Source organism: Actinacidiphila epipremni (assembly GCF_012034175.1).
GTDB lineage: Bacteria > Actinomycetota > Actinomycetes > Streptomycetales > Streptomycetaceae > Actinacidiphila > Actinacidiphila epipremni.
In genome coordinates this window covers 22,035-38,591 of sequence record NZ_JAATEJ010000013.1, presented here as the reverse complement: position 1 = coordinate 38,591, position 16,557 = coordinate 22,035, and the positions used below count along the sequence as shown (strand labels likewise).

14 protein-coding genes are annotated in these 16,557 nt (G+C 74.3%); 11 read left to right on the top strand and 3 right to left on the bottom strand.

Annotated elements, in window-relative coordinates; genetic code table 11:
- The 9 genes from HCN08_RS17505 (at nt 1) to argF (ending at nt 10,958) form a co-directional block, all read left to right on the top strand.
- Nucleotides 1-1,251: an AAA family ATPase gene (locus tag HCN08_RS17505; protein ID WP_167984049.1), complete on the top strand. Its 1,251-nt coding sequence runs from the start codon at nt 1-3 to the stop codon at nt 1,249-1,251.
- The gene (locus tag HCN08_RS17500) at nt 1,248-1,595 is read left to right on the top strand and encodes a nucleotide pyrophosphohydrolase (RefSeq protein WP_167984048.1); all 348 of its coding nucleotides are present in this window, start codon (nt 1,248-1,250) and stop codon (nt 1,593-1,595) included. The genes HCN08_RS17505 and HCN08_RS17500 overlap by 4 nt, the downstream gene beginning before the upstream one ends.
- 166 nt (nt 1,596-1,761) lie before the next feature.
- A complete protein-coding gene (locus HCN08_RS17495; protein WP_167984047.1) occupies nt 1,762-2,199 on the top strand; it encodes a DUF6099 family protein in 438 nt (145 codons plus the stop codon).
- A 33-nt stretch (nt 2,200-2,232) separates the two neighbouring features.
- Nucleotides 2,233-3,153 carry an LLM class F420-dependent oxidoreductase gene (locus tag HCN08_RS17490; RefSeq protein WP_167984046.1) on the top strand — a complete coding sequence of 307 codons (921 nt, stop codon included), beginning with the start codon at nt 2,233-2,235 and terminating at the stop codon, nt 3,151-3,153.
- Between the two features lie 3 nt (nt 3,154-3,156).
- Nucleotides 3,157-4,095 carry a homocysteine S-methyltransferase gene (gene mmuM / locus HCN08_RS17485; RefSeq protein ID WP_167984045.1) on the top strand — a complete coding sequence of 313 codons (939 nt, stop codon included), beginning with the start codon at nt 3,157-3,159 and terminating at the stop codon, nt 4,093-4,095.
- A gap of 75 nt (nt 4,096-4,170) precedes the next feature.
- On the top strand, nt 4,171-5,778 hold the full coding sequence (locus HCN08_RS17480; protein ID WP_167984044.1) for a 3' terminal RNA ribose 2'-O-methyltransferase Hen1: 1,608 nt from the start codon (nt 4,171-4,173) through the stop codon (nt 5,776-5,778).
- Nucleotides 5,775-8,411, top strand: coding sequence for a polynucleotide kinase-phosphatase (locus HCN08_RS17475; RefSeq protein ID WP_167984043.1), 2,637 nt, complete (start codon nt 5,775-5,777; stop codon nt 8,409-8,411). Before HCN08_RS17480 ends, HCN08_RS17475 begins: the two co-directional genes overlap by 4 nt.
- A 138-nt stretch (nt 8,412-8,549) precedes the next feature.
- The gene (locus HCN08_RS17470; RefSeq protein ID WP_167984042.1) at nt 8,550-9,773 is read left to right on the top strand and encodes an arginine deiminase; all 1,224 of its coding nucleotides are present in this window, start codon (nt 8,550-8,552) and stop codon (nt 9,771-9,773) included.
- Nucleotides 9,774-9,944: 171 nt separating this feature from the next.
- A complete protein-coding gene (gene argF / locus HCN08_RS17465) occupies nt 9,945-10,958 on the top strand; it encodes an ornithine carbamoyltransferase (protein ID WP_167984041.1) in 1,014 nt (337 codons plus the stop codon).
- Between the two features lie 89 nt (nt 10,959-11,047).
- On the opposite strand, the gene HCN08_RS17460 is transcribed toward argF, so the two are convergent.
- Nucleotides 11,048-11,914, bottom strand: coding sequence for a geranyl diphosphate 2-C-methyltransferase (locus HCN08_RS17460; RefSeq protein ID WP_167984040.1), 867 nt, complete (start codon nt 11,912-11,914; stop codon nt 11,048-11,050).
- Between the two features lie 113 nt (nt 11,915-12,027).
- Complete coding sequence (locus HCN08_RS17455; protein WP_167984039.1) at nt 12,028-13,083, bottom strand: family 2 encapsulin nanocompartment cargo protein terpene cyclase; 1,056 nt, start codon at nt 13,081-13,083, stop codon at nt 12,028-12,030.
- A 286-nt stretch (nt 13,084-13,369) separates the two neighbouring features.
- Between HCN08_RS17455 and HCN08_RS17450 the strand changes: the two genes are divergently transcribed.
- Together HCN08_RS17450 and HCN08_RS17445 are read left to right on the top strand one after the other, a co-directional pair.
- Nucleotides 13,370-13,897 carry a MarR family winged helix-turn-helix transcriptional regulator gene (locus HCN08_RS17450; RefSeq protein ID WP_167984038.1) on the top strand — a complete coding sequence of 176 codons (528 nt, stop codon included), beginning with the start codon at nt 13,370-13,372 and terminating at the stop codon, nt 13,895-13,897.
- Nucleotides 13,898-14,060: 163 nt separating this feature from the next.
- The gene (locus tag HCN08_RS17445; RefSeq protein ID WP_167984037.1) at nt 14,061-14,903 is read left to right on the top strand and encodes an SDR family NAD(P)-dependent oxidoreductase; all 843 of its coding nucleotides are present in this window, start codon (nt 14,061-14,063) and stop codon (nt 14,901-14,903) included.
- Here the strand turns inward: HCN08_RS17445 and HCN08_RS17440 are convergent.
- Complete coding sequence (locus HCN08_RS17440; protein ID WP_240970171.1) at nt 14,848-16,458, bottom strand: metallophosphoesterase family protein; 1,611 nt, start codon at nt 16,456-16,458, stop codon at nt 14,848-14,850. The two genes, HCN08_RS17445 and HCN08_RS17440, sit on opposite strands and share 56 nt — an antisense overlap.
- Between the last annotated feature and the right edge of the window lie 99 nt (nt 16,459-16,557).

Genomic DNA, 16,557 nt, shown 5'->3' with positions numbered 1-16,557 from the left:
ATGAGCATCCAGCCGCTGAGGGAAGCGGGCCACGACCGGCCCGACGTCCGCCCCACCGTCACCGAACTGCGGCTGTCCGCCTTCAAGTCGCACCGCGGGGCCGCCTTCGCACTCGGCCCGCTCACCCTGCTCACCGGCGGCAGCGGCACGGGCAAGTCCAGCGTGCTCGAAGGGCTCGCCGCGCTCGGCCGGCTCGCGTGCGGCGCGCACCTGGCCGAGGCGTTCGGTACCGGGGTGCGCGGCGGGGCCGCGGCGTGCGTGCCGCAGTCCGCCCGGCCGGACGCGCAGGGGCGGCGCGGCCTGCGTATCGGCTGCACGGTGACCGGCCCGGTCGGCCCGGTCCGGCTGGACGTCGCGGTGCAGGTGGAGCCGACGCTGCGGGTCGTCGGCGAACGGCTCACCGGCGCCGGCGAGACGCTGCTGGCGACCGCGCTGCGCGACCCCGCGCGCCCCACCGTCCAGGCCGCCTGGCACACCGGCGGCGAGGTCGCGGTGACCCGCGCCCCGCTGCCCGACGACGTGCTGGCCAGCGCGCTGCTGCCGCTGCGGGTCGCCGGGCGCACGGCCGGGCAGCGGCTGGTGCTCGCCGCGGCCGAGCAGCTGGTGGTGGCGCTGCGCGGCGTCTTCCCCGTCGCCCCGCGGCCCGAGCACATGCGCGCGCCGGTCCCGCGCGGCGACGGCCGGCTGCGCGCCGCCTGCGACAACCTCTCGGCGGTGCTGGCCAGGACCGAGGGCGAGTGCGGCACACGGCACGCCGCGCTGGTCCAGGCGGTACGGGCGGTGTGCAGCGGGCCCGTCGCAGGGCTGACGGTACTGCCCGCCACGCTGCCGCAGGGCGACGGGCGGGCGCCGTTGGAGGCGGTCATCGCGGCGGTCGACCGCGGGCCGCTCGGCATGCTGCCGGTCGACCGGCTCGGCGACGGCGAACTGCGCTTCGTGGCACTGGCGCTGGTGCTGCTCACCGGCCCGGGCGTGCTGGACGTCGACACCAGTACGGAGCTGCTGCCGGCCGGGCAGGTGCTCACCGTGCTGGGCGACGGGCTCGACCTGGGCCTGGACCGCGGGCAGGTACGGGAGCTGCTGCGGCTCGCCGGGGTGGCCGCGGGCCGCGGCCACATCCGGCTGCTGGGCACGGTGCAGGACGCGGCGTGCGCGGCGGGGCTGGGCGGGGTGACGCTCACCCGGCTCGGCGGTGAGTCCGACGGGCTGGGGGCCGGCGCGGGCGGCGATGCGGTAGACCAGTCCGGGTGACCGGACAGCAACTGGACCTCGCGGGACTGCAGCGCCGCCTCGTCGACTTCGCGGCGGCCCGTGACTGGCAGCCCTTCCACACCCCCAAGAACCTCGCCGCCGCGCTGAGCGTCGAGGCGGCCGAACTGCTGGAGATCTTCCAGTGGCTGACCCCCGAGCAGGCGGCGGCGGTGATGGCCGACCCGGAGTCGGCCCACCGGGTCCGCGACGAGGTCGCCGACGTGCTGGCGTACCTGCTCCAGTTCTGCGCGGTGCTGGAGGTGGACGTGCTCGCCGCGCTGGCGGCGAAGATCGACCGGAACGAGCGGCGCTTTCCCCGGCCGGGGGCCGCGCCGGCGGGGTAAGGGCCCCCGCCGGCGCGCGGCGGGACGCTCCGCCGTCTGCACGGGCGGGAAGTTATCCACAGGCGGCAGGAAGTCCCTTTCGCGGCGCGTGCGCGATCTGTCACGCTGGGTGATGTCGGCAGGTGGTGAGGGTCACCATCGCCGCTCACGAGGGGGTGCGCCGGAGATGGACGCGGCACGGCTGGTGGCGGAGTGCGAACGGGTGATGCGCGAGGCGCCGCGGCCCGAGGACGTCATCGAGGAGGCATGGCAGGCGGGCGAGCTGGTCGAGGCGGTGGCCCGGCTGCTGGACTCGGCGGAGGAGCCGCGCCGGCGCCGGGCGGCGCCGCTGCTCACGGCCCCGGGCGCCGGCCCGCCGCGGGCCGCCCGGCTGACCTCGGTACGCGATCCGGCGGGGACGCTGCGGGCGCTGCGGGTGCTGCTGGGCGAGCTCCACCAGGCGCTGGTCGCCCTGGCCAGGGCCGAGCAGCACGAAGGGGCGTATTGGTCCTGCGTGGAGGCGCTGGACGCGGTGGACGAGGCCCGCGAGCAGGTGCGGGCGCTGGCGCGGGGCGAGCGGGTCGCGGGCGGCCCGGGCGCGGGGGAGTCGTCATGTGGCGTTTGACGTGGTGGCGCGCGCAGAGTGCAGGATGGGGGAATGGATCTGCGAATCTTCACCGAGCCCCAGCAGGGGGCCGACTACGACACGCTGCTCAAGGTCGCCAAGGCCACGGAGGAGCTCGGCTTCGACGCCTTCTTCCGTTCCGACCACTATCTGACGATGGGCGGCGCGGGCCTTCCGGGCCCGACGGACGCGTGGATCACACTGGCGGGCCTGGCCCGGGAGACCAGCAGGATCAAGCTCGGCACGCTGATGACGGCCGGCACCTTCCGGCTGCCGGGAGTGCTCGCGATCCAGGTCGCGCAGGTGGACGCGATGTCGGGCGGTCGTGTCGAGTTCGGCCTCGGCGCCGGCTGGTTCGAGGCGGAGCACACCGCGTACGGCATCCCGTTCCCGAAGGAGAAGTTCGGCCGGCTGGCCGAGCAGCTCGCGGTGATCACCGGCCTGTGGGCGACCCCGGTCGGCGAGACGTTCGACTTCGACGGCGAGTTCTACCAGCTCAAGGACTCCCCGGCGCTGCCGAAGCCGGCGCAGGCCAAGGTGCCGGTGCTGATCGGCGGCATGGGCGCCAAGCGCACCCCGGAGCTCGCGGCGCGCTATGCCGACGAGTTCAACGTGCCCTTCAACGGGCTCGACGCGACCGGTACGCAGTTCGGCCGGGTCCGGGAGGCGGTGGCGGCGGCCGGGCGTCCGGCGCAGAGCATGACGTACTCCAACGCGCTGGTGGTGTGCGTCGGCAAGGACGACGCGGAGGTGGCCCGCCGGGCGGCGGTGATCGGCCGCGAGGTGGACGAGCTGAAGGAGAACGGGCTGGCGGGATCGCCCGCGGAGGTCGTGGAGAAGATCGGGCGCTACGCGGAGCTGGGCGCCACCCGCTTCTACCTCCAGACGCTGGACCTCAGCGACCTGGAGCACCTGGAGCTGATCGCCTCCCAGGTCGCGCCGCAGCTGGGCTGAGGCATGCCGCCGCGGTCCTCGCCGCCGCCCGCCGTTCCGCCCGGCCCCGCCGGGCGGCGCTGGCGGCTGCCGGCGGCGGGGTCCGCCCTGGTGCTGGACGGCGGGCTGTCCAACCAACTCGCCGACCAGGGCTGCGACCTGTCCGACGCGCTGTGGACGGCCCGGCTGCTCGCCGACGACCCGGAGCAGATCCTGGCCGCCCACACCGCCTATGCGCGGGCCGGCGCGCAGGTGCTGATCACCTCGGGCTACCAGGCCGGCTACGAGGGCTTCGCCCGCCGGGGCATCGGCAGGAGCGAGGCGACCGCCCTGCTGCGCAGCAGCGTGACCCTCGCCCGGCGGGCGGCGGCTGCCCGGCCGGGGGTGCGGGTGGCCGCGTCGGTCGGGCCGTACGGCGCGGTGCTGGCCGACGGCAGCGAATACCGCGGGCGGTACGGGAAGTCGGTGCGGGAGCTGACCGCCTTCCACCGGCCGAGGATCGAGGCCGCGGCGGCCGAGGGCCCGGACGTGCTGGCACTGGAGACGGTGCCGGACATCGACGAGGCCGAGGCGATGCTGCGGGCGGCGGCGCCCACGGGCCTGCCGGTGTGGCTGAGCTACACCGTCGAGGGCGGGCTGACCCGCGCCGGGCAGCCGCTGGCCGAGGCCTTCGCGCTGGCGGCGGGCCGGGAGGAGGTGGTCGCGGTGGGCGTCAACTGCTGCGCGCCGCAGGACGTGCTGCCCGCGGTCGAGCTGGCGGTCGCGGTCACCGGCAAGCCGGCCGTGGCCTACCCGAACAGCGGTGAGCAGTGGAACGCCGCCGCCCGCCGCTTCGAGGGCACGCCCGCCTTCGCCCCGGCGCTGGCCACCGCCTGGCAGGCGGCCGGCGCCCGGCTGATCGGCGGCTGCTGCCGCGTCGGCCCGGCCCAGATCGCCGCCCTGCGCGCCCACCTCCACGCCTGACCTGCCGCCGGCCGCCCGGCCGGTGCCCGCAAAAAGCCATGGTCGCGGGGGTGGCGGCGGGCGGATACTCGGCGGGTGTTCCTGACGATCTCGACGACGCGTACGGCCGCCGGTCCTGCCACGGACCTCGGCTTCCTGCTGCACAAGCACCCGGACAAGGCCCAGGTCTTCGCCACGTCCTACGGAGACGCCCATGTCTTCTACCCCGAGGCGGGCGCGGAGCGGTGCACCGCCGCGCTGCTGCTGGAGGTCGATCCGCCGGCGCTGGCCCGGCGGGGGCGGGGCAAGGGCAGGAGCGGGGCGGCGGCCGATGCCGCGCTGGCGCAGTATGTGAACGACCGCCCGTATGCGGCGTCCTCGCTGATGGCGGTGGCGCTGCGGACGGTCTTCGCCAGCGCGCTGCGCGGCGAGTGCCGGACGCTTCCCGAGCGGGCGGCGGCGCCGCTGCCGTTGCGGATCGAGGTGCCCGCGCTGCCCGCGCGGGGCGGGGCCGCCCTGGTGGTCCGGCTGTTCGAGCCGCTGGGCTGGCGGGTGACGGCCGAGCCGGTGCCGCTGGACGCCGGCTTCCCCGAGTGGGGCGACTCGCGCTACGTACGGCTGGAACTGGAGGGCGAGCTGCGGCTGTCCGACGCGCTGCGGCATCTGTACGTGCTGCTGCCGGTGCTGGACGACGCCAAGCACTACTGGGTGTCGGCCGACGAGGTGGACAAGCTGCTGCGGTTCGGCGAGGGATGGCTCGCCGGGCACCCGGAGCAGCAGCTGATCACCCGGCGGTATCTGGCCCGCCGCTGGGCGCTGACCAGGGAGGCGAACGAGCGTCTTGAGCTGGTGCGGCTCGCCGACGCCGACGACTCGCAGGTCGAGGACCTGGACAACGCGGTGGAGCAGGACGGACCGGAGGGAGCGGAAGCAACGGAGGGAGCCGAGGGAGCTGAGGGCACGCAGGAGCCGGACCGGACCACCGGCGCGGGCACGCCGGGTGAGCCGGGCGGGGCTGACCCCGCGGACCCCGCGGACCCCGCGGACCCCGTGGAGCCGCATGTGCCGCTCGCGGTGCGGCGCCGGGAGGCGATCCTGGCCGCGCTGCGGGCCGCCGGTGCCGCCCGGGTGCTGGATCTGGGCTGCGGGCAGGGCCAGTTGCTGGCCGCGCTGCTGAAGGAGCCGCGCTTCACCGAGGTCGTCGGCGTGGACGTGTCCGTACGGGCGCTGGAGATGGCCGCGCGGCGGCTGCGGCTGGACAGGATGGGGGAGCGGCAGTCCGCCCGCCTGAAGCTGTTCCAGGGCTCGCTCGCGTACACCGACAAGCGGCTCAAGGGCTATGACGCAGCGGTGCTCAGCGAGGTGGTCGAGCACCTGGACCCGCCGCGGCTGCCCGCGCTCGCATACGCCGTCTTCGGCGCCGCCCGGCCCCGGACGGTCGTCGTGACGACGCCCAACGTCGAGTACAACGTGCGCTGGGAGACGCTGCCCGCAGGCCATGTGCGGCACGCCGACCACCGCTTCGAGTGGACCCGGGGCGAATTCCGGGACTGGGCGCGGGCGGTGGCCGACCGCTACGGCTACGCCGTGGAGTTCGCGCCCGTCGGCCCCGACGACCCGGAGGTCGGCCCGCCGACCCAGCTCGCCCTGTTCACCACGACCGACCCGCAGCTCGCCACCAAGGAGAAGGAGGAGGCGGCATGAGCACCGAACCCACCACCGGCGCAAGCACCGGCACCGCCACCGCCACCGCCGCCGACACTGCCGCCGCGCCGCGCACGCTCGCGGTCACCGACATGGCCCTCGTGGTGCTCATCGGCGCCACCGGCTCCGGCAAGTCCACCTTCGCCGCCCGGCACTTCACGCCCACGGAGGTGATCTCCTCCGACTTCTGCCGCGGCCTGGTCAGCGACGACGAGAACGACCACAGCGCGACCAACGACGCCTTCGACGTCCTGCACTACATCGCGGGCAAGCGCCTGGCGGCCGGCCGCCGTACGGTCGTCGACGCCACCAGCGTGCAGCAGGAGTCCCGCCGCCGGCTGGTGAACCTGGCGCGCGAGCACGACGTGCTGCCGATCGCCATCGTCCTGGACGTCCCTGAGCGGGTGTGCGCCGAGCGCAACGCGGCACGCCCCGACCGGGCCGCCCTGCCACGCCATGTGATCCAGCGGCACCAGCGCGAGCTGCGCCGCTCGCTGCGCGGCCTGGAGCGCGAGGGCTTCCGCAAGGTCCACATCCTGCGCGGCACCGCGGAGATCGAGGCCGCCGTCGTCGTGCCCGAGCGCACCTACAACGACAAGCGGGACCTGACCGGCCCGTTCGACATCATCGGCGACGTCCACGGCTGCGCCGCCGAGCTGGAGGCGCTGCTGGCCGAGCTGGGCTACGTGGACGGCCGGCACCCCGAGGGCCGCACCGCGGTCTTCGTCGGCGACCTGGTCGACCGCGGCCCGGACAGCCCCGGCGTGCTGCGCCGCGTCATGGGCATGGTCGAGGCCGGCACCGCGCTGTGCGTGTCCGGCAACCACGAGAACAAGTTCGGCCGCCACCTCAAGGGCCGCCGCGTCCAGCTCAGCCACGGCCTGGCCGAGACCGTCGAGCAGTTCGCGGCCGAGGACGCGCGCGACCCCGCCTTCCGCGGCCGGGTCGCGGCCTTCATCGAGGGCCTGGTCAGCCACTACGTGCTGGACGGCGGCCGGCTGGTGGTCTGCCACGCCGGGCTGCCGGAGAAGTACCACGGCCGCACCTCGGGGCGGGTCCGCTCGCACGCGCTGTACGGCGACACCACCGGCGAGACCGACGAGTTCGGCCTGCCCGTGCGCTACCCGTGGGCCGAGGACTACCGCGGCAAGGCCGCCGTCGTCTACGGCCACACCCCGGTGCCCGTCGCGTCCTGGGTCAACAACACCCTGTGCCTGGACACCGGCGCCGTCTTCGGCGGCAAGCTGACCGCGCTGCGCTGGCCGGAGCGGGAGATCGTCGACGTGCCGGCCGAGCGGGTCTGGTACGAGCCGGTCAGGCCGCTGGTCGCGCAGGCGCCCGGCGGGCGCGAGGGCCGCCCGCTGGACCTGGACGACGTCGCGGGCCGGCGGATCGTGGAGACCTCCCGGATGGGCCGGCTTGCGGTGCGCGAGCAGAACGCGGCGGCGGCCCTGGAGGTCATGAGCCGCTTCGCGATCGACCCGCGGCTGCTGTGCTACCTGCCGCCGACCATGGCGCCCTGCGCCACGTCCACCGAGGAAGGCTACCTGGAGCACCCCGCCGAGGCGTTCGCCGCGTACCGCAGCGCCGGCGTGGACCTGGTGGTGTGCGAGGAGAAGCACATGGGCTCCCGCGCCGTCGCCCTGGTCTGCCGGGACGAGGAGGCCGCGAGCCGCCGCTTCGGCGTGAGCGGGGGCGTGAGCGGGGGCGCCGGCGCGGGCGTGACGGGGGCGCTGCACACCCGCACCGGGCGGCCGTTCTTCGACGACCCGGCCGTCACCGAGCAGGTGCTCGCCCGGCTGCGGGCCGCCGCCACGGCGGCGGGCCTGTGGGAGCGGCTGGACACCGACTGGCTGCTGCTGGACGGCGAGCTGCTGCCGTGGTCGCTGAAGGCCGCGGGCCTGCTGCGTACGCAGTACGCGGCCGTCGGCGCCGCGGCCGGTGCCGCCTTCCCGCCGGCGCTCGCCGCGCTGGAGGCGGCGGCGGCCCGCGGCAAGGGCGACGTCGGGGCGCTGCTGGCCCGGCAGCGGGAACGGGCGGCGGACGCCCGGGCGTTCACCGACGCCTACCGCCGCTACTGCTGGACCACCGACGGCCTGGACGGCGTCCGCTTCGCGCCCTTCCAGGTGCTCGCCGTCCGGGGCCGCAACCTCGCCGCCGAGCTGGGCCAGGACCAGCAGCTCGCACTCGTCGACGCCATGGTCGGCGCCGACACCTCCGGGCTGCTGCGCACCACCGGCCGCCTGGTCGTCGACACCGCAGACGAGGCGTCGGTGGCCGCCGGCACCACGTGGTGGCTGGAGCTGACCGCCGGCGGCGGCGAGGGCATGGTCGTCAAGCCGCTCGCGGCCCAGCCCCGCGAGGCCGGCGGCGGCCTGGTCCAGCCCGGCCTGAAGTGCCGCGGCCGGGAGTACCTGCGGATCATCTACGGCCCGGAGTACACCCGCCCCGAGCACCTGGCCCGGCTGCGGCAGCGCGCCCTGTCCCACAAGCGCTCGCTGGCCCTGCGCGAGTACGCGCTCGGCCTGGAGGCGCTGGACCGGGTCGCCGCCGAGGAGCCGCTGTGGCGCGTCCACGAGGCGGTCTTCGCGGTGCTGGCCCTGGAGTCCGAGCCGGTCGACCCGCGGCTGTAGCCGACCGCCCCGCCGGTGGGGCCGCGCGCCCGGCCCCACCACCGGAGCCCGCCGCCCGGCTCCACCACCGGGCCCCGCCGCCCGGCCCCACCGGCCCGTGCGTGATAAAGCCCGCCGCAGGTGGGAAGGTCTGGTCTCATGGGATTTCACGTGGACTCCGAGACGGGCCGCCTGCGCAGCGTCATCCTGCACCGGCCGGACCTGGAGCTGAAGCGGCTCACGCCCAGCAACAAGGACGCGCTGCTGTTCGACGACGTGCTGTGGGTGCGCAGGGCGCGTGCCGAGCACGACGGTTTCGCGGACGTGCTGCGCGACCGGGGCGTCGAGGTCCACCTGTTCGGGGATCTGCTCACCGAGGCGCTGGCGCTGCCCGCCGCCAAGGCGCTGGTCCTGGACCGGGTCTTCGACGAGAAGGAGTACGGCCCGCTGGCCACCGGCCATCTGCGGGCCGCCTTCGACGAGCTGCCCCCGCCGGAGCTGACCGAGGCGCTGGTCGGCGGCATGACCAAGCGGGAGTTCCTGGAGCGCTTCGCCGAGCCGGTCTCGGTGCGCTTCCACGCCCTGGAGCTGGACGACTTCCTGCTCGCCCCGCTGCCCAACCACATCTTCACCCGCGACACCTCCGCGTGGGTCTACGACGGGGTGAGCATCAACGCGATGCGCTGGCCGGCCCGGCAGCGCGAGACCGTGCACTTCGAGGCGATCTACCGGCACCACCCGCTCTTCGCCGGCGGCGGCTTCCACGTGTGGTCGGAGGGCCAGCACGCCTACCCCTCGACGATCGAGGGCGGCGACGTGCTGGTGATCGGCGCCGGCGCGGTGCTCATCGGCATGAGCGAGCGCACCACCCCGCAGGCGGTGGAAATGCTGGCCCGCGGGATGTTCGCGGCCGGCTCCGCGCGCACCATCGTGGCGCTGGACATGCCCAAGCGGCGCGCCTTCATGCACCTCGACACCGTGATGACGATGGTCGACGGCGACACCTTCACCCAGTACGCGGGCCTGGGGATGCTTCCGTCCTACACGATCGAGCCGGGCAGCGAGGAGGGCGAGCTGAAGGTCACCGACCACCCGCCCGAGCACATGCACCGGGCGATCGCCGCCGCGCTCGGCCTGGACTCGGTGAAGGTCCTCACCGCCACGCAGGACGTGCACGCGGCCGAGCGCGAGCAGTGGGACGACGGCTGCAACGTGCTGGCCGTCGAGCCCGGCGTCGTGGTGGCCTACGAGCGCAACGCGACCACCAACACCTACCTGCGCAAGCGCGGCATCGAGGTGATCGAGATCCCGGGCAGCGAGCTGGGCCGCGGGCGCGGCGGCCCGCGCTGCATGAGCTGCCCCGTCGAGCGGGACGCCGTGTGAGCCGGGAGACGCGCGGCGGTGCATGCGGGGGATGCGGTGTGAGCAGCACCTGAGCAGGGAATTGCACCATTAGGAGAGCCGAAGCGCGGTAGCCGAGGGGCTGTATAAGAATGCCTGCCCTCGTATAGACTTCCATGGTTGCCGATGAACCACCGACCGAGGAGTCCCCGCATGGCCGTCGATCTCAAGGGCCGCCACTTCGTGAAGGAGCTGGACTTCACGCCCGAGGAGTTCTGGGGCCTGGTCGAGCTGGCCGCCGAGCTGAAGGCCGCCAAGAAGGCCGGCGCGGAGGTGCCCCGGCTGCGCGGCCGTAACATCGCGCTGATCTTCGAGAAGACCTCGACCCGCACCCGCTGCGCCTTCGAGGTCGCCGCCGCCGACCAGGGCTCGGCCACGACGTATCTGGACCCCGCGGGCTCGCAGATAGGGCACAAGGAGTCCGTCAAGGACACCGCCCGGGTGCTCGGCCGGATGTTCGACGCGATCGAGTACCGCGGCGCCAGCCAGGCCGCCGTCGAGGAGCTGGCGCTGCACGCCGGCGTGCCCGTCTACAACGGCCTGACCGACGACTGGCACCCCACCCAGATGCTCGCCGACGTGCTCACCATGGCCGAGTACGCCGGCGGCTCGGTCGCCGCGCTGCGCTCCCGCGGCGCCGCCTTCGCCTACCTCGGCGACGCCCGGTTCAACATGGGCAACTCCTACCTGGTCACCGGCGCCCTGCTCGGCCTCGACGTGCGGATCGCCGCCCCGCGCGCGTACTGGCCGGCCGAGGACGTCGTCACCGAGGCCCGCAAGCTCGCCGAGACCACCGGCGCCACCGTCACCCTCACCGAGGACATCGCGCAGGGCGTACGGGGCTGCGACTTCGTCGTCACCGACGTGTGGGTCTCGATGGGCGAGCCCAAGGAGGTGTGGGCCGAGCGGATCGCCGCGCTCGCGCCGTACGCGGTGACGATGGACGTGCTGCGCGCCACCGGCAAGCCTGACGTGCGGTTCCTGCACTGCCTGCCCGCCTTCCACGACCTCGGCACCGAGGTCGGCCGGCTCATCCACGACCAGTACGGGCTGAGCGAGCTGGAGGTCACCGACGAGGTCTTCGAGTCGGCGCACTCCGTGGTCTTCGACCAGGCCGAGAACCGGATGCACACCATCAAGGCGGTCATGGTCGCCACCCTGGCCTGAAGCCCGGCGCCGCAGGCCCGACGTCCGACGCCCGACGCAGTCCGGCCCCCGGCCCGCCGCGGGCCGGGGACCGGGGGCCGGACCTGCGGTCAGACCCGGTCGGCCGCGATCAGCAGATACTGGAAGCTGCCGTTCTTGTACGCGCTCAGGAACGTTTCCTCGATGCCGGTCACCAGGTGCTCTGCGGTGCTGCGCAGCTCCCAGTACGGGATCGTCGCCGCGGTCAGGTCCTCGACGTGCACGGGGACGAGCCGGTGCCTGGCCATCGCCCGGAAGTATTCCGAGCGCGGGTGGATGTCGCAGATGTAGTGCGCGTTGATCAGCGACACCTCCCGCGACGCCTGCCCGTAGGTGTCGTTGTAGCAGCCGGTGATCACCACGTAGCGCCCGCCGCGGCGCAGCAGCCGGGCGTGCTCGGCGAAGAGCAGGTCCAGCTCGACGTACATCGTCGACTCGTTGTTCCACGACGCCGCGTACTCACCGGTCGGCAGGCCGGTGTCCAGCATGTTGCGGTGGTGGTAGCGCACCTTGTCGTCGATGCCGCGCGCCCGCGCCTGCGCGTTGGCGAAGTCCGCCTGCTTGGTGGACAGCGTCACACCGTCGGTGCGGCAGCCGTAGCGCTGGTGCGCCACCACACTGCCGCCGCCGCGCCCGCAGCCCGCGTCGAACACCCGGTCCGCCGGGGTCAGCGGGCCCAGGTGCGCGGCGAGGAGCTCGGCCTGCGCGTGCTCCAGACGGTGCAGCTCCGCCGTCACCCGCTGCTGCCGCCGCACCGGGTCGGTCTCGTCCAGGACGGACCACTCGACGTCGCCGACCCCGTAGTGGTGGTGGTACAGGTCGTCGATCTTCCCCAGTTCGAGGTTGACCGGGTTCTCCTCGGCGTTCCAGTAGTCCGCGATACGGCTCTGGTACGTCGACTGCGCGGGCAGCGAGACGGTGGTACCGGTTTTGGGCATGGGCAACGCTGGGCTCCTCATGGCACTGGTGACGGGGTCGTACGGAAACGGAAAAAACGGAAAAGACAGCAAGACATGCCGGTTACTGGCGACCGCCCGCCGGCGGCCCGCGGTCACCAGTAGCCGGGCAGGTGGTAGCGGTGGCTGTTGGTCGCGTGCCACTCGTGGTTGCCGGCCACCCAGTCCGACAGGCCGCGGGCGTAGCGGCCGACCAGGGGAGAGGTCAGGGCGAGCGCGGCGGCCTCCTCCTCGAAGGCCGCCATGACCTCGTTGTGGATGTCGATACTGCGGAAGTACGCGTGCTTGAGCCCGCGGCCCTCGTCGGCGGCCACCACCTGCGGCAGGTTGAGGTGCTCCGGGTCGCTCTCCAGCTCCTTGGCGAAGGAGTAGAGGTCGTTGACGATCGTCGTGGCGTTGCACGCCAGCGCCGTGATCCGCTGGACCTCGGGGCGGGCGTACAGCGCCTCGGGCAGCTCGTAGCCGTCCACGGCGTCCACGATCGACAGGCACGGGCGGAAGTTGTTGAACTGCCGCATGACCAGGTACTCCCACACCTTGGGCCGGTAGCGGGTCTGCGCCCACGCCGCCTCGGCGAGGTAGCCCAGGTGCAGCCGGGCGATGTCGTGCACGAAGCGGTCGGTCTGGCTCGGGGTGGCGAACCGGGCGAAGTCCTTCAGCGCCCAGTGGTACGAGCGCAGCGGCCCGTCCGCCTGCATCCCGAGCTCCCACTCCTTCTCCAGCTCCGGCGTGCCGTGGAAGGGGTCGATCGCCGACTGGGCCATCAGCAGCGGGCCGCCGAGGCCGTGGCGGGAGGCGCCGCGGCCCTCGTCCTCCTCGCAGTAGCAGCTGTCGACCAGGTTCTCGGCGAGCAGCAGCTCACCGGCGACCGTCAGCCGGTCGAGGTCGAGCGCCGCCGGGTGCTGGAGCACCACGGCCCGCCCGAACTGGAAGCCGGCGAAGTCGCCGCTCCAGGCCGGCGGGAAGAGGTCCAGCTGCCGCGCCCATGCCTCCAGCCTGCGGTCGACCTCCGCCACCTTCGCCGGATCGGCCGGCGGCGCAGGCTGGTACCGCAGGCCCGGCACCGGCCCGCCCCGCCGGCCGCCGGAACGCCGCAGGCTCGGCGGCCCGGGCAGCAGTCGCCGCTGACCGGCGTTCGCGGGCGCGCTCATCGCGTACTCCACTTCCCTCACTCGGCCGCGCGGCCGACACTGGCGAATCCCACGGCCGACCGGACCCGCGCCCCCCGCGACGCTCCCGCCGGCCACCCACGCACTCAGTCAAGCAGCGGCCGGTGCACCCGGGTATGGCGCGAAAGGGGGAGCTACGCGCAACAGGTGGTGTAAACCCCCGAGTTGACGCAGAACACGCGGGCGCACACCCCCGCACGCCGGTCCCGCCCGCCGTCGCCGGTCACCGGCCGGCCCCATGGGCAGGGCGGCGCGATAGCCTGGGGCAATGGCCTCACCCGAGACGGCGTCCGGCGCGATCCCGAAGGACGCGGGGGCGGAGCTGGCCCGGCTGGAGGTCGCGCTCTCGGCGCTGGTGCGCTGGAGCGAGAGCAAGCACACCCGGGCCGAGGTGGCGCGCCGGGCGGGCAGCGACATAGCGCCCAGCGCGCTGCGGCTGCTGGAGCACTTCGACGTCGCCGGCGCGATGCGGGTGTCCGACATCGCCGAGTGCCTGCGGATCGACATCTCGACCGCCTCGCTGCAACTGCGCCAGCTGCGGGCCGGCGACCTCGTCAGCCGGCACCGCGATCCCGCCGACGGGCGCTCCGGCGTCCTCGCGATCACCCCGCACGGCCGGCGGGTGCTGGAGCGGGTACGGGCGGCCCGCCGCGACCTGCTCGCGGAATTCCTCGGCGACGTCCCGCCCGGCGACCTCCGGCTGGCCTCCGACGTCCTCATCCGGGTCCAGGACCACATGCTCGCGGCGATGGCCGACGCGGGTCACGTCACCCGGACCGACCGGCCGATCGACTGAGCGGCCGACCGGCCGACCGGCTGCGCGACCGCTCGGGCAACCCACCCACCGAACATCGCAGTTGCCCGCCCCACGGGGCATCTGTTTTGATTGATAAAACCAATGCGAATCCAGTGCCGCCGACCCGTGCCGCACCGCTCCCAGCAACCCGCGAGGGAACCCCATGGCCACAGCAGTCCTCACCGGCGGAACCGACGGCATAGGCCGCGCCCTCGCCGAGACCTACCTCGGGCGCGGCCACGACGTGCTCGTGATCGGCACCAGCCAGGACAAGGGCGAGGCGTTCCTGGCCGCCGCCGAGCGGGCCGGCGCCGGCGGACGGGCCCGCTTCCTGCGCGCCGACCTCAGCCTGGTCGCGGAGAACCGCCGCGTCGTCGACCTGGTCACCCGCACCTGCCCCGCGGTCGACGTCCTGGTCCTGGGAGCGCGCTTCCACCGCTCCACCCGGGTCAAGACCGCGGACGGCTTCGAGAGCAACTTCGCGCTGTACTACCTCAGCCGCTACCTGCTCGGCCACGGACTCGCCGGCCACCTCGGCCGCGCGCAAAGCCCCACCGTGCTCAACTTCGGCGGCTGCGGCCTCATGGGCCCGGTCCGCTGGAACGACCTCCAACTGCGCCGCGGCTACCCCGGCACCGGCGCCCTCGCCCATGGCGCGGCCCTGTGCGACCTGCTCGCGGTGCAGTTCACCCGCACCTACCCGGGGATCAGCTACGTCCTGAACCTGCCCGGCGTCGTCGCCACCAGCTTCGCCGGCGAGTACGACCCCGCGACGGCCGCCCATGTCGCCCGGCTGCGGACCTCGGGCAAACCGGTCTCGGCCGCCGTCGCCGAGATCCTGCCCCACCTCGACGCGCCCGCCGCCCCGCTCACCGCTGTCGTCGAGGGCCGCCGGGTCGCCACCGACACCGCGGCGTTCGACCCGGCGGACGCCGCGCGCCTGCACCAGCTCACCGAGCGGCTCTTGGCGCAGGCACCGGCGCAGCCGCCGGCAGCGCAATGGTGAAGTCGTCCTCGACCGGCGGATCGATCTCGTGCTCGCGCAGCCCCGTCGCGGCGAAGCAGCGCACCCGCACCGCCTCCGGCGTGACGTCCAGCCGCAGGAAGCTCTTGAAGAACGGCGGGGTGTACGTCGCCGAGCCCGGCGACAGCACCCGCGTCAGCATCCGCCGCACCGGCAGCCGTATCCGCCGCCGGCTGCCGGGCCGCGCGGCCACGCCCAGCACGGACGCCACGAAGCGGGCCCGCCGGGTCACCGGCTCCGCCGAGGGGCGGGCGGGGGTGATGCCGAGCCGGGCGGCGATCACCGCGGCGGCCTGCCCGGGCGTCAGGTCGAACAGCCGCCGCAGGTGCAGCCTGCGGCCGTAGAGCCGGCTGTAGAAGGCCAGCGAGTCCGCGCGGAGCGGGTAGCAGCGGAAGCGGTCCTCGGTGACGCCGCCGACCGTCACCGGCGGGATGGTGTGGGTGGCGTGCATGAACGCCCCGCCGCCGCCGGAGACGACGTATTCGATCCGCCGCCCGTCCACGTCGACCGGGTAGTGCTGGTAGTTGTGGATGTCGCCGCCGATCGCCGCGACGAAGTGGTTGTCCGGGTCGCGCACGATGGCGTCGACGGTGCCGCCGCCGTCGATCGGGCACGGGTGGTGGACGCCGTCGACGTAGATCGGCGAGCCGGTCACCAGGATCTTCGGCCGCGGCCCGCGCGCCACCCGGGCCAGCCACTCGCCCTGCTCACGGTCGATACGCCCGAGCAGCCCGGTGTCGATCCCGATGATCCGCAGCGGCCCGGAGTCCATCGCCCAGTACGGCCCCGGGTGCCGGGCCGCCTGCGCGGGCCTGTCCCGCAGCCGGCGGGCCTGCGCCAGCCGCTCCTCGTCGATCACCTCGGGCCCGCGCCACAGCAGGGACCGCCACCATGCCGCCGACCCGGCGCGCGGGCGGGGCGCGGCCGGCAGCGCGGGCGCGTCGCAGAAGACCCGCATGAAGCCGGTGAGGCCGTCGTACCAGTCGTGGTTGCCGGGTATCGGGTAGATCGGCGCGTCGTAGTCCTGGTAGGGCCGGAAGAACTTCGTGCCGTACTCGTTGCCGTCGCCCACCGGGTAGAGCACGTCGCTGCACAGCACCGCGTAACGCGTACCGGCCCCGGCCTTGAGCAGCCCGGGCACGACGGCGTACTGCGGGGCGTCGCCCTCGCCGGTGTCGCCGAGCAGCAGGAAGGAGAAGGTGCCGGGGTCGTCCCGCTCGATCAGCAGGTCCGCGCCCGCCGCCCCGCTCTCCACCTGCCGGTGCACCCACTGCCCGCGCTGCTCGCCGGTGGGGTCGCCGAACAGCGACGCGAGCGGCCCGTTGCGCGCCTTCCACAGCGTCCCCGGGTCCAGCCACGACAGGTTCGCCACCCGCGCCGGCATCAACTGCGGGTACGTCCCCGTCTCCTGGCCGCCCCACCCCGCCCCCTCGGTCGAACTGCGCGAGGACGACGGGGCGTTGGCGGGTGACTCAAACGACTTCGGCGGCTCGGACGATTCCGGCTCGGACGGCGACGGCGGCGAGGAGGGCGGCATGCCCCGGACTCTAGCCGCCGCCCCGACACCGGGCGTCAGATGTCGCGGAAGAGATTGGCGAACCCCGTGACCCGCAGCAATGGGCGAGCGATGGCCGCT

Coding starts and splice junctions, on each gene's coding strand:
- HCN08_RS17505 (WP_167984049.1), top strand. CDS start 1: ATGAGCATCCAGCCGCTGAGGGAAGCGGGCCACGACCGGCCCGACGTC.
- HCN08_RS17495 (WP_167984047.1), top strand. CDS start 1,762: ATGGACGCGGCACGGCTGGTGGCGGAGTGCGAACGGGTGATGCGCGAG.
- HCN08_RS17490 (WP_167984046.1), top strand. CDS start 2,233: ATGGATCTGCGAATCTTCACCGAGCCCCAGCAGGGGGCCGACTACGAC.
- mmuM (WP_167984045.1), top strand. CDS start 3,157: ATGCCGCCGCGGTCCTCGCCGCCGCCCGCCGTTCCGCCCGGCCCCGCC.
- HCN08_RS17475 (WP_167984043.1), top strand. CDS start 5,775: ATGAGCACCGAACCCACCACCGGCGCAAGCACCGGCACCGCCACCGCC.
- HCN08_RS17470 (WP_167984042.1), top strand. CDS start 8,550: ATGGGATTTCACGTGGACTCCGAGACGGGCCGCCTGCGCAGCGTCATC.
- argF (WP_167984041.1), top strand. CDS start 9,945: ATGGCCGTCGATCTCAAGGGCCGCCACTTCGTGAAGGAGCTGGACTTC.
- HCN08_RS17460 (WP_167984040.1), bottom strand. CDS start 11,914: ATGCCCAAAACCGGTACCACCGTCTCGCTGCCCGCGCAGTCGACGTAC.
- HCN08_RS17455 (WP_167984039.1), bottom strand. CDS start 13,083: ATGAGCGCGCCCGCGAACGCCGGTCAGCGGCGACTGCTGCCCGGGCCG.
- HCN08_RS17450 (WP_167984038.1), top strand. CDS start 13,370: ATGGCCTCACCCGAGACGGCGTCCGGCGCGATCCCGAAGGACGCGGGG.
- HCN08_RS17445 (WP_167984037.1), top strand. CDS start 14,061: ATGGCCACAGCAGTCCTCACCGGCGGAACCGACGGCATAGGCCGCGCC.
- HCN08_RS17440 (WP_240970171.1), bottom strand. CDS start 16,458: ATGCCGCCCTCCTCGCCGCCGTCGCCGTCCGAGCCGGAATCGTCCGAG.